The organism is Acinetobacter sp. WCHAc060006 (assembly GCF_004209135.1).
GTDB classification, from domain to species: Bacteria; Pseudomonadota; Gammaproteobacteria; order Pseudomonadales; family Moraxellaceae; genus Acinetobacter; species Acinetobacter cumulans.
In genome coordinates this window covers 1-13,576 of record NZ_SGSS01000023.1, presented here as the reverse complement: position 1 = coordinate 13,576, position 13,576 = coordinate 1, and the positions used below count along the sequence as shown (strand labels likewise).

At 39.1% G+C, this 13,576-nt stretch carries 14 protein-coding genes; 9 read left to right on the top strand and 5 right to left on the bottom strand.

The features are described from left to right. Positions 1 to 285 precede the first annotated feature (285 nt). Complete coding sequence (locus EXE29_RS12890) at positions 286 to 588, top strand: hypothetical protein (protein ID WP_106986356.1); 303 nt, start codon at positions 286 to 288, stop codon at positions 586 to 588. A 124-nt stretch (positions 589 to 712) separates the two neighbouring features. Here the strand turns inward: EXE29_RS12890 and EXE29_RS12885 are convergent, their stop codons facing one another. Together EXE29_RS12885 and EXE29_RS12880 are read right to left on the bottom strand one after the other, a co-directional pair. Continuing rightward, complete coding sequence (locus EXE29_RS12885; protein ID WP_106986357.1) at positions 713 to 1,012, bottom strand: AzlD family protein; 300 nt, start codon at positions 1,010 to 1,012, stop codon at positions 713 to 715. Next, the gene (locus tag EXE29_RS12880; RefSeq protein ID WP_120364818.1) at positions 1,009 to 1,755 is read right to left on the bottom strand and encodes an AzlC family ABC transporter permease; all 747 of its coding nucleotides are present in this window, start codon (positions 1,753 to 1,755) and stop codon (positions 1,009 to 1,011) included. Before EXE29_RS12880 ends, EXE29_RS12885 begins: the two co-directional genes overlap by 4 nt. 139 nt (positions 1,756 to 1,894) lie before the next feature. Between EXE29_RS12880 and EXE29_RS12875 the strand changes: the two genes are divergently transcribed. From EXE29_RS12875 to EXE29_RS12850, 6 genes are all read left to right on the top strand, one after another. Next, positions 1,895 to 2,347: an Lrp/AsnC family transcriptional regulator gene (locus EXE29_RS12875; RefSeq protein WP_117007747.1), complete on the top strand. Its 453-nt coding sequence runs from the start codon at positions 1,895 to 1,897 to the stop codon at positions 2,345 to 2,347. Positions 2,348 to 2,625: 278 nt separating this feature from the next. Beyond that, positions 2,626 to 3,792 (top strand): ATP phosphoribosyltransferase regulatory subunit, encoded by a 1,167-nt coding sequence (locus EXE29_RS12870; protein WP_120364798.1) that lies wholly within the window; start codon positions 2,626 to 2,628, stop codon positions 3,790 to 3,792. A 66-nt stretch (positions 3,793 to 3,858) separates the two neighbouring features. After that, positions 3,859 to 5,178, top strand: a complete 1,320-nt coding sequence (locus EXE29_RS12865; RefSeq protein ID WP_106986359.1) for an adenylosuccinate synthase — start codon at positions 3,859 to 3,861, stop codon at positions 5,176 to 5,178. A 173-nt stretch (positions 5,179 to 5,351) separates the two neighbouring features. Beyond that, positions 5,352 to 6,143, top strand: a complete 792-nt coding sequence (locus EXE29_RS12860) for a M48 family metallopeptidase (protein ID WP_106986360.1) — start codon at positions 5,352 to 5,354, stop codon at positions 6,141 to 6,143. Between the two features lie 139 nt (positions 6,144 to 6,282). Beyond that, on the top strand, positions 6,283 to 6,597 hold the full coding sequence (locus EXE29_RS12855; RefSeq protein ID WP_106986382.1) for a hypothetical protein: 315 nt from the start codon (positions 6,283 to 6,285) through the stop codon (positions 6,595 to 6,597). Between the two features lie 114 nt (positions 6,598 to 6,711). After that, the gene (locus EXE29_RS12850) at positions 6,712 to 7,485 is read left to right on the top strand and encodes a M48 family metallopeptidase (RefSeq protein WP_106986383.1); all 774 of its coding nucleotides are present in this window, start codon (positions 6,712 to 6,714) and stop codon (positions 7,483 to 7,485) included. Between the two features lie 362 nt (positions 7,486 to 7,847). Here EXE29_RS12850 and EXE29_RS12845 read toward each other — a convergent pair whose 3' ends face one another. From EXE29_RS12845 to EXE29_RS12835, 3 genes are all read right to left on the bottom strand, one after another. After that, positions 7,848 to 8,330, bottom strand: a complete 483-nt coding sequence (locus tag EXE29_RS12845; protein WP_106986361.1) for an FKBP-type peptidyl-prolyl cis-trans isomerase — start codon at positions 8,328 to 8,330, stop codon at positions 7,848 to 7,850. 136 nt (positions 8,331 to 8,466) lie between these two features. Further along, positions 8,467 to 9,783 (bottom strand): NAD(P)/FAD-dependent oxidoreductase, encoded by a 1,317-nt coding sequence (locus EXE29_RS12840; protein ID WP_120364797.1) that lies wholly within the window; start codon positions 9,781 to 9,783, stop codon positions 8,467 to 8,469. A 112-nt stretch (positions 9,784 to 9,895) separates the two neighbouring features. Next, the gene (locus EXE29_RS12835; protein ID WP_120364796.1) at positions 9,896 to 11,203 is read right to left on the bottom strand and encodes a D-alanyl-D-alanine carboxypeptidase family protein; all 1,308 of its coding nucleotides are present in this window, start codon (positions 11,201 to 11,203) and stop codon (positions 9,896 to 9,898) included. A gap of 179 nt (positions 11,204 to 11,382) precedes the next feature. Here EXE29_RS12835 and EXE29_RS12830 point away from each other — a divergent pair, with 179 nt between their 5' ends. Both EXE29_RS12830 and EXE29_RS12825 read left to right on the top strand, forming a co-directional pair. Further along, positions 11,383 to 13,086, top strand: coding sequence for a M61 family metallopeptidase (locus tag EXE29_RS12830; RefSeq protein ID WP_120364795.1), 1,704 nt, complete (start codon positions 11,383 to 11,385; stop codon positions 13,084 to 13,086). A gap of 68 nt (positions 13,087 to 13,154) precedes the next feature. Then, positions 13,155 to 13,576 (top strand): AbaSI family restriction endonuclease (locus tag EXE29_RS12825; protein WP_354267168.1); only part of this gene is annotated, 422 nt, incomplete at its 3' end.

Below are 13,576 nucleotides of genomic sequence, written 5' to 3'. Positions count from 1 at the left end.
TTTGTGCAGCGGTTTTTGTTATTTCTAAGCCTTATTTCTTGTGCTTGTTTGATCGATTTTTTAAAAGCTGTGCGTGCTGGTTGATGGGTGAGCATATTGGCTAAAGCCGATATTTAATTTTGCTGGCTTCAACATCATTTACTTTCGAATGTGTTTTAAAGGCATTCAAATAATTAAAAAGATGAAATGACGTGAAAAGTAGATGTATTTTATAGAATTAAGCATTCATTTAACTCGAATTTGGTTAAGATAGAATGGAATTAAATATATAAGTAGAGTTTGCACATGATTATTTTGTGGGGATTTGTTTTTTTGCTGTCTATGGCGGTAATTTTTTTAACATGGATGCAATTTAAAAACCAAGGGGATGAAGTTTTTAAGCAGTCTGAGCACGTGCAACTGGATCAGAAAGTTGTAAATCTTGAGCAGAATTTGAAAAAAACTTTAGAAATTATGCAAGATTTAGCAAAAAAAATGCATACCCAACAAGAGGTTTTAGATCAAACCACACATAAATTACAGCAAGTCGAATTACAAAATGCCGAATTGGTAACCTTGCTGGCAAAAGTAGTTATTCCTAAAGAATAAAGCTTTATTGCTATTGGTTAAGAGAATATCTTTAAATGATGTGAATAAAGCTCGGTGCATATTGAATATATGCATTGAGCTTTTTTAATTCAAAAGAATGAATAGGAAGTGCTGAATACATTGTTTAGCTGAGTGCCATACGTAAAAAAGCCGCAGTACTCATACTAATGATGACGGTTGGTAGTAGTGACAAGCGAGATGCTGCAATTAATGTCACTACAATTGCAATCATGTCCGCAGGATTATCACGTACAAAATAAGGTGCAATCACTGAAATGAGCACACAGCCAGGTACGACTTCTAAGATTTGTTTTTGCTTTGTGCTCAGCGTTTTATTTTTTAATAAAACATAACCCAATATACGGGTTAAATAGGTTGTGATCGCGACAAAAAGAATGGCAATAAGGGTGGCTGTGTGAATCATGCATCATCTCCAACAAAGTAAAAAGCTGAAGCAATGCCACAAATTGCACCGACAGGGACATACCAGCCTGTAGGTAAATATAAATAAGCTAAAGCAGCTGTAATTAAACTCACCAACCATGGACGTGTCGCAGTCATTCCTTTCCACATACTGCGTAGCAAGATTAAAAATACCGCTGGGAATGCCATATCAAAGCCGAAACGACTAATATCACCTAATATAGGTCCAATCATGGCACCTAATGTAGTAAAGCCGACCCACATAAGGTACAGCGCTGTACAAATGCCCGCATAAAACATCATGCTAAATGCAGAGGGGGCTAAAATTCCTTGTTTCTTTTGTGCATCGGCTAAACCAACAGCCCAGCTTTCATCACACATAAAAAATAATGCGGTATAAACCGTTTTATTGGGTAAATGACGTAAATAGGGCACTAAGCTTGCACCCATAAGTAGGTGGCGACTATTCACCAAAAAGGTAATAAAAATCAACATAATAATGTTGGGTGGATTGGTCCAGACTTCTAAAATGGCAAACTCGGACCCACCTGCAAAATTAAGACCTGTGAGCAGTGGAACTTCTATTGCAGAAAAACCTTTTTGCGTCGCTTGAGCACCTAAAACCAAAGCAAATGGAATAATACCCAGCAGTAGGGGTAGAGACACTTTGAGACCACGTTTAAATTCTGTTGCTTGAACTTGTGTGTTGGGTGTATGTGTTGAGCTGCTACGAAGGCTGTACATGTTGGGCATTAAACTGCAAATAGAAAATCTATTTTATTCTGTCTATGTTGGCATTTGTGATTGAAATTGGGGTTATGTTTTGCCTTAACGCAATTTTATTGCTAATTTTATCTTAAATGAGATATTAAGTGCTTTAATTATGGATCAATTAGACAAACGGATTTTGCAAGTATTGCAACATCAAGGGAAGCTACAAAATAATGAGCTGGCCCAGCAGGTGGGGTTGTCTGCATCACCGTGTTTACGTCGGGTTAAACAGTTGGAAGATGAGGGTTATATCGAAAAATATGTTGCCTTGTTAAATCCACAAAAATTAAATTTAGGATTAACTGTCTTTGCACGGATTTGGTTGAAAGGACAAGATGCCAATACAGTAAATAGTTTTGTAGAGGCAATACAAGATTTGCAAGAGGTGGTTGAATGTCAATTAATGGCAGGCGATTGTGACTTCTTTTTAAGAATAGTTGTGGCAGATTTGGATGCATATCGACGTTTTCAGGTTGAGCATTTAAACAAAATTATCAGCATACAGAGTGTGAAAACAGAAATACCATTACAGCGAATTAAGCAAACCACGGCATTACCACTATAGTATTTAGTTTTTGGTGCGTTATTCTTAGGTGTTAATAGCGCTTGGATGTGTAAATTATGCGCAGGTAGTTTGCTATTTCCTTCATAAAAATACTTTATATAATCAGTTCTTAAGAAAATATAACGATAGATTTCATACAAGCGTGTTTATTTGCACATGATTTATGAAAAAGTCATGTGCACAAGCTAAGTGATCGTGCTAGACTAGGAGAAATCGGGTGTGCTCCCGATTTTTTTATGCGGATTTGTTCCGCGCTGACAAGAATTTAGGTTTACAACATGCCCATTTCAGAGACATGGTTATTACCTGATGGTGTAGCTGATGTACTGCCAAAACAGGCGCAAGTGATTGAATCTTTGCGTCGTGAAGCATTAGATTTCCTCGCATCTCGAGGTTATCAGTTGGTGTACACGCCATTCATTGAATACATCGAATCTCTATCTTCTCTTTCAGAATCGAATCAAGATTTAGACTTAGCCACTTTTAAAGTGATCGACCAACTTTCAGGTCGTTTGCTTGGTGTGCGTGCCGATATGACACCACAAGTGGCTCGTATTGATGCGCATGTACATCCTGTCGAAGGTGTAGCTCGTTATTGCTACGCTGGTACAGTACTACATACTAAGCCACAGGGTTTTAATACCACGCGTGCACCTTTACAGTTAGGTGCAGAATTATTTGGTTCAGACAGCATTGATGCTGACGTTGAGCTGATTGATGTCATGATCAACTTGCTTGAAAAAGCCGGTCATGCAGATGGTATTCATCTTGATTTAGGGCATGTCGGTTTATTCCGTAGCATGGTGAAACAAGCAGGCTTGAGCAAAGCGCTTGAACGCCAATTGTCTGACTTATATCAACGCAAAGCTTTGCCTGAACTTGCTGAATTCACACAAACTATTCCGTTTGGTGCAGACTTTTATACATTAGGTCGTTTTGCAAGTGATTTAGATGCACTGCAAGCTAATTTAACGCCTGAAGTATTAGCGAATGAAGCATTTAAACTTGCTTTTGATGCTGTGAAGTCGACTCAAGCAGCAATTCAAGCACGTTGGCCAGCGCTAGATATTGGTATTGATGTGGTTGAACTTCGTTCATATCACTATCACACTGGTTTAATGTATGCAGTATATGCACCAAACCGTGCTGCACCACTGGCTCAAGGTGGTCGCTATGATGGTATTGGTGAGCACTTTGGTCGTGCACGTCCAGCAACGGGTTTCTCTTGTGACTTATATGCTTTAACAGCTGGTCAAGTTCAGAGCACTCAAGTTTTGGTTGCACCTAAAGGCATTGAAGCAGATTTATTAAAGGCAATTGATTCAGCACGTAACGAAGGGTTTAGTGTGGTTCAATTGCTAGGTAATGATGATTTAAATTCAATTTCATCTGCGACACACCAATTGGTGCGCGCAAATGGCGAATGGACAATCAAACAAATTTAACCGCGGATGTGCCTGCGGGCACACGCGCTATTTCCAATTTTAACAGCATGATGCAATGAGGCTATTATGGGCAAGAATGTTGTGGTACTTGGTACCCAATGGGGCGACGAAGGTAAAGGTAAGATCGTCGACCTGCTCACAGATCAAGCGGCTGCGGTCGTTCGCTATCAAGGCGGACACAACGCAGGTCACACTCTAGTTGTAGGTGGTAAGAAAACTGTATTACACCTCATTCCATCTGGTATTTTACGTGAAAACGTACTGTGCTTAATTGGTAACGGTGTTGTACTTTCACCTGAAGCACTTATCAAAGAGATGGATATCCTTGAGAAAGAAGGCGTGCCTGTACGTGAACGTCTACGTATTTCTCCAAACTGTCCATTGATTCTTCCACATCACATTGCTCTTGACCAAGCACGTGAAATTAAACGTGGTAATGCGAAAATTGGTACGACTGGTCGTGGTATCGGTCCAGCATACGAAGATAAAGTTGCTCGTCGCGCAATCCGTGTTGCTGACTTGGTACGTGGTGGTGAACATCTTAAAGCTCAACTAGAAGAGCTTCTTGAATACCATAACTTCCAATTGACTCAATTCTTCGGTGTTGAAGCAGTTAAAGTTGAAGATGTGATTGCACTATGCGACGAATGGCGCAAAGTAATCGAGCCTATGGTAATGGACGTGACTGGTGAACTTCATGCATACCGTAAAGCTGGTAAAAAAATCATGTTTGAAGGTGCGCAAGGTTCACTTCTTGACGTTGACCATGGTACATATCCGTATGTTACTTCTTCAAACACCACTGCTGGTGGCGTAAGCTCAGGTTCAGGTCTTGGTCCATTACACCTTGACTATGTATTGGGTATTACGAAAGCATACACAACTCGTGTAGGCGCTGGTCCATTCCCAACTGAGTTGGTTTATGACGCTGCTAACGATGTTGGTGATGCAATTGGTAAACACTTGGGTACTGTAGGTTCTGAGTTTGGTGCTTCTACTGGCCGTCAACGTCGTTGTGGTTGGTTCGATGCAGAAATTCTACGCCGCTCTGTAGAAGTGAACTCACTTTCAGGTATTTGCTTAACTAAACTTGACGTTTTAGACGGTTTGGAAGAAGTGAAAATCTGTGTAGGTTACGAAGCTGCGGATTCTGGTTGCGTAGGTTCTTCTGATGCGCTTGCATTTGAAACTTTAAAACCTATTTACGAAACTATGCCAGGTTGGTCTGAGTCTACTTTCGGTGCTAAATCGATTGAGCAATTACCACAAGCGGCAATTAACTATGTTAAACGTCTTGAGCAATTGATCGAATGTCCAATCGATATTATTTCAACTGGTCCAGACCGTGAAGAAACAATCGTTCTTCGTCATCCATTTGATGCTTAATTTGCATTTTTAAATGGAATAAAAAAGCCCTACATGCGTAGGGCTTTTTTTTGCCTTAATATTCAATAAATAAATGATTGTATTTTATTTGTAAATGATTTATAGTTGGCACTTATAAATAAAAATGTCAAATAAGACATAATTTATAATAATTAATTATTTTTGGTGAAAAAATGTTGAATAATAAAAGTTTACTGGGGCTTGGCCTGATCCTAAGTCTGTCTGGTTGTACAACTGTTGCTGAATTAACAGGAAATGACTCTGCTACTTTAAATTTAAATGCCGCGCAAGATTATCAGCTGATTGTCGAAGATGCGAAAGCGCAAAAAGCTTTAGATACAACATCTGCAACGTATAAGCGCATCAATACCATATTTTTAAAAATGAAGCCTTTTGCCGATCAGGTGAATCAAACAGGCCAGCAGTTTGATTGGAAATTGAGTGTATTAAAGTCAGATGAGCTAAATGCTTTTGTAATGCCAGGTGGTAAGGTCGTATTTTATTCTGGACTTGTGACTAAATTAAAATTAACAGATTCAGAAATTGCAGCTGTAATGGGGCATGAAATGACACATGCACTTGAAGAACATTCAAAGCGTGCAGCAGGTGCAACAGCCATTACGGATTTAGCAGTGAAAGCTGGAAAGGCTTATGCTGGCGATAAACTTGGTAGTACTGGATCGCAAGCTTTGGATATTGGGAGTAAATATGGTGTGGGATTGCCATACTCACGTAACTTAGAATCAAAAGCTGATCGTGGTGGATTAATGTTGATGGCTAAAGCAGGCTATAACCCAGATGCGGCGATTACAGTATGGGAAAAAATGAATAAAATGGATGGGGGTAGCACGAATGGTGCACAGAAATTCACCTCAACACATCCATCAAATAATGACCGTATTGCTGATTTGAAAAAAAGCTTAGCTGAGGCAAAACAATTTTATACCGCAAGTGCAAAGCCTTAATACGGATTTAAATAAAGATTAAATTTCAGATTTAAAAAAGGAATGCTTAGGCATTCCTTTTTTTGCCGACTAAAGTTGACTATGTTCTAGCGCAAATTCACGTTAAAAAATACCACAAAGTAAAATGAATAAAGATGCTATGACCTTACAACCTAATATTGCCAAAACAATTTTGTATTCGTTATTGTTTGCAATGGGTGGTGCTCCCACCATCGCAATGCTGATTATTCAGGGGCAAAGCTATCATCCAGATATCTTTTATCAGGCTTTTGTGGGGTTGTCTGTAATGATTGCCTGCGTTTTGGCACCTGTGATCCTGATTCAAAATGCATACTTATTGTTTAAACGTAATGATGAGGCATTAGATCTTAAAATTAAGCCGTTAATGAAAGCTTATTTTGTTTTAAATATCGCTTGTTTGTTGTATTGGCTCTATATGCAGTTTATTGGCTAAAGCCGTTACATAAATTAAATGAATTTGTCCTTAATATTTATTTAAGCTCCTAAATTTAAAGAATATAATGAAGCATATTTTTGTGGAATACTGATGTTTTGGAGTTTAAATACAATGAATAAAAATATATGGATGGGCCTGTGTGTTGCAGGTACGTTGACTCTTTCGGGTTGTACGACTATTGCTGATATGGCAGGTGCTGATACTGCGACTTTAAATGCAGCAGCCAGTCAAGGTTTTAATAAAACGGTTCAAGAAGCCAATAGTAATAAAACCCTAGATACAAGTTCTGCAACCTATAAGCGTATTTATGCTGTATTTAATCGTCTTAAACCTGTAGCAGATCAATACAATCAAACAGGCACTCGTTTTGATTGGCAATTGGCTGTGCTGAAATCTGATCAGGTAAATGCTTATGTTGCACCAGGTGGTAAGGTAGTATTCTATACAGGTATTGTAAATAAACTAAATTTAACCGACGCCGAAATTGCAGCCATTATGGGCCATGAAATGACCCATGCCTTAGAAGAGCATTCTAAGCAAAAAATCGGTGCGCAAGCATTAACTGACATTGCTCTTGGTATTGGTTTAAGTGCTGCGGGTGTAGGTCAGACTGGTACTGCAGCTGCGCAATTAGGAAGTCAAATTGGTGTAGGGTTGCCATATTCTCGTAGTTTGGAAAGCCAAGCAGACCAAGGTGGTTTAATGTTGATGGCGCGTGCTGGTTATAACCCGCAAGCAGCAATCACACTTTGGGAAAAAATGAACAAACTCGATGGTAAGGGTGGTGCAACTTTCTTGTCGACTCACCCATCAAATACACAGCGTATTGATGCGATGCGTAAAAACTTGCCAGCAGCGCAAGCCATTTATATTCAGCGTAAATAAGCAGTTATTATGTGTAAATAAGCAGAGGTTGATCCTCTGCTTTTTTATGTCTTAAAAATAAAAAAAATGGTGCAGGCCAATAAGCATTATTGCACTGTGAGTTTGTGTATTTATATAGAGAATTCAATTAGCTTAATTTAAAGCTTAAGGGGCTATGTTTATTTAACTGGTTGTGACTGTTATTGAGCGTGGGGATTGTAGGAGCGTAACGAGTCGATAGAATGTAATTTTCATATCTACAACTGCACAATCTGAAGATTTATATAAACAATCGTTGAAATCAAATACAAATAAATCAAATAAAATCCATAAAAAAAGGCAAAGTAAAAACTTTGCCTTTTCACACTTTAGATCAATAGATCTTAGTGGTGGTGACCGCCTGCACCGTGTACGTGACCGTGGTCAAGTTCTTCTTGAGAAGCTTCACGGATTTCAACGATTTCAACTTCGAAAGTTAAATCTTGACCAGCAAGTGGGAAGTTAGCATCAACGATTACGTTGTCGCCTTCAACAGATTTAACAGTAACGATTTGAACGCCATCATCAGTTTGCGCTTGGAATTGCATACCAGCTTGGATGTTGTCTACGCCTTGGAACATTTGCGCAGGAACTTCTTGAACTAGTTCTGGGTTGTATTCGCCGTAGCCTTCAGCAGCAGGTACTGTAACAGTGAATTTTTCACCAACAGTTTTGCCTAAAAGTGCATTTTCAAGACCAGGAATGATGTTGCCTGCGCCGTGCAAATATGCAAGTGGTTCACCTTGAGATTTGTCAAGAGTTTCACCTTCTGCATTAGTCAATGTGTAGTGGAAAGAAACCACGAGGTTATTTGCAATAGCAGTCATGTTATTGATCCGTTCAATTTTTTAAGGGTTACATCATAAAGTGAATTTGCACTTTTGTAGACTGGATTTGCGAAAAAAATGCAAAATTTCAGTTCTTCTGATGCTTTTTTCATTAATGGGGATGAATATTTATTTTTCAATGCAATTTTATTTTTGGTGTGATTTTTCGTGTAACAAAATCTTTGGCTGTTAGCAGGCCAGCTTGGGTATAGCCATAAATAGTAGCTTGATGTAAGCGATATAATGAAACATACATCGATTTAGCCACAAAGCCCTGAACATTCACTTGACCAAGTAACTCGCCAACCGCTTTATGTTTGCTCAATGACACCAAAGAGCCTTTGTCAGAAAATACAAACATAGGTAGGGATTGACCTTTTATGCGCGCTTTCATGGCTTCAGCAAGAAAAGAGGCTTGTTGGCTAGCCACTTGCGCGCGCGGGCCCAATACAGGTTCATCTGCACGCGGTTGGCAGTGTGCACAATCACCTAAGGCAAATATATTGGGATCAGATTTGGTTTGTAAGGTGGCAAATACTTCGAGGCGTCCCATTCTGTCTTTAGCAAAACCTTCTAATTGGCTAATGACATCTGGTGCTTTAATCCCTGCAGCCCAAACTTTGAGTTCTGCTTGAATGCTCGTGCCATCGTTAAAATAAATATGAGTCGCGTCGACTTTTTCTACACGCTTGCCACTCAAAACATCAATTTTCATACGTGTGAGTTGCTGTTGTGCGTGATCTGCCATTTGGGCAGGCAGTGCAGGTAAAATTCGGTCTGCACCTTCAATTAAGGTGATTTTGACATTGTTTGGATGGATTTTATTTAAGCCATATTTATAGAAATTTTCTTTGGCTTGAATTAACTCGGCTGACAGTTCGACCCCAGTTGCACCTGCGCCAATCACGCCTATGGTGAGTGTGCGGTCAGCATTTTTATTTTGTGCATCGAGGTATAGGTGTAGAAGGTCTTGTTGGAAGACTTCAGCTTGTTGTAGGCTGTCCAAGTAATGGCAGTGTTCTTGTACACCTAGCGTACCAAAGTCATTGGATACTGAGCCTACAGCTAAAATGAGGGTGTCATAACTTAGACGTGTTTCTTCATTTGTAGAGGCATATTTACCATTGATAATTGGGCTTAAGCCAATTTGCTGCTCTTTGGAATAGACTTGTTCTAGCTTAGCGAGTACAAACTCGTAATGATTTTTGCTGGCATGTGCATAATAGTTGGTTGCTTCATCATTAATATTCATGGTGCCTGCTGCAATTTCATGCAGTAGGGGTTTCCACACATGGTTGAGTTTTAAATCGACTAAAGTAATGTGAGCTTTTTGAGATTTACCTAAACTGCCGCCCAATAGTGTTGCAAGTTCTAAACCGCCAGCACCACCACCAACGATCACGATTCGATGTGGAGCTGTGCTTTCTGAAGTGGTATTTTTGTCATTCGGCATTGCAGTTACCTATTTTATTATTGTAAAAAAAAGATGGCCTTAGTATGCCATCTTCTTATTTTGCTTTATAAACCTTTGTCTGACATGTTACAGAAACACATCATTGCAAAAATTATTTGCCAATAGGATAAGTTTTAATTTCGCTATTTACACTGCCACCAAATAAACTACTTAACCAGTGGAAAAAGCGCTGGAAAATGCCAGCTTCTTCAATTTGTACGTCATCTTCAATATCAAAGCTATTGATGAGCTGATTGTTTTGATAGACCTCAATTGTTGCAAGTTTCATCACTTGAGACAGTGGTGCGGTTAGCAACTTCTCATTCATTTTTACTTCTAAGTTGGTATTGGTTTGTTGTAGTGGCTCAAGGACTTGAATTTGACCATTGCCTAAGTCTTGTGCAATACGTTGGCGTAAAGGATCAAAATTGGCTAAATCAAGCTGGACAGCAGGATCAACAAGCGCTGTACTGATAATTTGTGGTGCTTTGGTTTCAACTTTAAACATTTTTAAAGTAGATTTAATCACAGGGACTTCAGCCAAAAGCGTTTTGTCTTTTACCGCAACTTCATTGCGTGTATAGACATAAGCGAGGTTCATGAGTTTGTGTGCGACTTCTGCACGTTTTACCCCACTTTTTGTACCTAAAACCACCACAATTAAGCGACGATCAGGGTCATTATAACGTCCTGTTGGTCGGCTTGCGGTGAGCGCTAGATTGTAACCTGCAGCGCGGGTAAAGCCTGTTTTTAAGCCATCAACACTTGGGTCTTGTTTTAATAATATGTTGGTTGCACGGTGAAAACGACCATTATAAGAAAAACTTTGTTGTTTTGAGTAGGTCAAATAGTCTGGAACTTCTTTGACTAAGGCTGCACCTAAGCGCGCTAAATCTGCTGCAGATGAATAATGCTCAGGCATTGTGACACCAGGTGGATTTTCAAAGTGTGAGTCATTCATGCCTAATGCTTTGGCTTCTTTGTTCATGCGCTCTACGAACTTTGGCACACTACCTGAAATACGCTCTGCAAGTGTAACAGCAGCATCATTGGCAGACATAACCACTAAACCAGCAAGAAGATGATGAATCGTGATTTGATCACCTTCTTTAAGATACATTTGGGATTCATCCCATTGCACAAGTTTTACAACAGGTGTTGCGGTTAGCACTTCATCTTTGCGTAGGTGACCAGCTTGAATTTCTTTAAGCGTAATATAGGCCACCATCATTTTGGTTAATGATGCAGGAGCACGTTGAAGATGACTATTGTGCTCAGCAATGACTTGTCCAGACTGAGGGTCTAGAATAGTCCAAGCTTCAGCTTCTACGGTTTCAGGCTTAATGTTGAGTAAGGCTGCATGGGTTATCGTGGAGCATAAAGCTACGAGCGCCAAGATGAAGTAAATTACGCGTTTCAATGGGTTTCCTTACGGCCTATCCTTAGGCTGAAAATACAAAAAAATTTTAGGAATGCTATGCCTTTTTTTTTCTGCTGACTAGTCTTAATTGTAGACAATTACGACAGTTCAGCGCTGTAGCAATAAAAAAATGTTAAGCTAGTTACTAAGTTATCTATTTTTATTTTGTATTGCCCATTATGTTGCATTATCAAATCGAATTTGACGATTATCGTCAGCACTTGGTTCATGTCACTGCACGTTTTCTTGCAGATCCAACGCAAATCCTGTCTCTCCCAACATGGATTCCGGGTAGCTATTTAATCCGTGAATTTTCAAAGCATATTGAGTCTGTACGTGCTTATGATGAAGATGGTCGAATTTTAAAAATTCAAAAATTTGAAAAAAATAAATGGCGTTTATTTAATACGGATCATGAGCTGATTACGGTTGAATATGATGTTTATGCGTATGATTTGTCGGTGCGTGGTGCTTATGTTGATGAAAAGCGCTTATATGTGAATCCTGCATGTGTATGCTTAGCTTTGGAAGGGCAGGAGCATAAGGCGATTGAAGTTGAGTTGTTTTTACCGCAAGAGTTAAAGCACTTTCAATTGGCAACGGGATTGAAGTCACGCACTTTAGTGAAAGGTCGTTTTACCTTAGAAGCCGACAATTACGCACAATTAATTGATGCACCGTTTGAGCTTGCAGAACAAACACGTTTTAGCTTTGAAGCTGAAGGCATTCCGCATGAATTTGTGGTGTCTGGCAAACATGCAATGAATGCCACACGTATGCAACAAGACATTGAAAAAATCTGTGCAACAGAAATTCAAATGTTTGGTTCGGCGCCATTTAAAGACTATACCTTTATGACTATGGCGACTGGCAACAGTTATGGTGGTTTAGAGCATCCGAACAGCACGAGCTTAATTAGCCCGCGTGACGATTTGCCAAAAGCCAATGAGCCTGTAGAGCCTTCTGCGGATTATCAGCGTTTCTTGGGTTTATGTAGCCATGAATATTTCCACTCTTGGTTGGTAAAATTCATTCGCCCTGAAAACTTTGTCAATTATGATTTAAACAGAGAAGGTTACACTTCACTGCTTTGGATTTTTGAAGGCTTCACTTCGTATTATGATGATTTAATCTTGCTTCGTAGTGGTGTGATTTCTCAAGCGTCATACATCAAGTTGTTGAAAGCTCAGATTAATCGCTATTTGCAAAATCCGGGGCGTGAGGTTCAGTCGGTATCTGAATCAAGTTTTGATGCGTGGGTGAAATTCTACCGTCAGGATGAAAACTCCAATAACGCAGGTACAAGCTATTACAACAAAGGTTGTTTGGTGGCTTTATGCCTAGATTTAGGCTTGCGTTTGCGTGGTTCTAGCCTTGATGCCTTAATGCGTAAGTTGTATGTAAATGCGCAAAATGGCATACAAGTTAATGAACGTACGATTGTAGAGTTATGCAATGAACTCACAGGCGATAATTGGATTGAACAAATCAATCATTTGGTTAACACGACCGATGAATTGCCACTGGATCAATTATTCCCTGAGTTTGGTTTAAGTTATACATTAAACAACGATAAAGCTTTGCCATTTGGTTTGAAACTTTTAGACAAGCCAGAAGGTGTGGTTGTGTCTTCTGCACGCCGTGATGGGGTGGCTGCTAAAGCAGGTCTTTCTGCCAATGATGTGATTGTGGCGATTGATGGCATTAAAGCCACAGTGAAGCTTGCAGAAAAATATGCTAAACAAGATGGTACTTTTACTATTCATGCATTCCGTCGTGATGAGTTAATGACATTTGAAGTGAATGCAGCTTGTTCTGTTTTAACTGAAGTTGAGTTAAAAGTGGAAGATCAGGCGAAAGCTGAAAAGTGGCTTAATGTTTAATTTGCATACGCTATAAAAACCATGTAAAACCGATGCTTAGGCATCGGTTTTTTTGTTTGGGGGTATTTATGTCATCGTGTTATGAGCAAAATTCTGAATTGTATACGGAATATTTTTTTAAACAATTAAATAAAACTAAAAACAAAGTGTATGAAGCTTATGTCATTAATAGGATTTTAACATTATTAAATGATCACAGTATTAAGTTTGTGACTCAACAATATGTAAGATTATCGGAATATAATTATGCTTTAGTGGATATTTATTTTCCACAGTTAGGTGTTTTAGTTGAGATTGATGAGGGGCACCATTTTGATTTAGAAAAAAATGAAGTCAAAGAAAGAAATGGGGAGTTTAAAGTTGAAGAAAAAGTCTTGAAGCAAACAGATAAAGATAAGCTACGTCAGTCAGATATAGTAAATAGTACAAAGCAAGAAATAGAAAGAATCAATGTTTTTAGAAATACAACAACTTCGGAAACCATATCATT

Coding starts and splice junctions, on each gene's coding strand:
- EXE29_RS12890 (WP_106986356.1), top strand. CDS start 286: ATGATTATTTTGTGGGGATTTGTTTTTTTGCTGTCTATGGCGGTAATT.
- EXE29_RS12885 (WP_106986357.1), bottom strand. CDS start 1,012: ATGATTCACACAGCCACCCTTATTGCCATTCTTTTTGTCGCGATCACA.
- EXE29_RS12880 (WP_120364818.1), bottom strand. CDS start 1,755: ATGTACAGCCTTCGTAGCAGCTCAACACATACACCCAACACACAAGTT.
- EXE29_RS12875 (WP_117007747.1), top strand. CDS start 1,895: ATGGATCAATTAGACAAACGGATTTTGCAAGTATTGCAACATCAAGGG.
- EXE29_RS12870 (WP_120364798.1), top strand. CDS start 2,626: ATGCCCATTTCAGAGACATGGTTATTACCTGATGGTGTAGCTGATGTA.
- EXE29_RS12865 (WP_106986359.1), top strand. CDS start 3,859: ATGGGCAAGAATGTTGTGGTACTTGGTACCCAATGGGGCGACGAAGGT.
- EXE29_RS12860 (WP_106986360.1), top strand. CDS start 5,352: ATGTTGAATAATAAAAGTTTACTGGGGCTTGGCCTGATCCTAAGTCTG.
- EXE29_RS12855 (WP_106986382.1), top strand. CDS start 6,283: ATGACCTTACAACCTAATATTGCCAAAACAATTTTGTATTCGTTATTG.
- EXE29_RS12850 (WP_106986383.1), top strand. CDS start 6,712: ATGAATAAAAATATATGGATGGGCCTGTGTGTTGCAGGTACGTTGACT.
- EXE29_RS12845 (WP_106986361.1), bottom strand. CDS start 8,330: ATGACTGCTATTGCAAATAACCTCGTGGTTTCTTTCCACTACACATTG.
- EXE29_RS12840 (WP_120364797.1), bottom strand. CDS start 9,783: ATGCCGAATGACAAAAATACCACTTCAGAAAGCACAGCTCCACATCGA.
- EXE29_RS12830 (WP_120364795.1), top strand. CDS start 11,383: ATGTTGCATTATCAAATCGAATTTGACGATTATCGTCAGCACTTGGTT.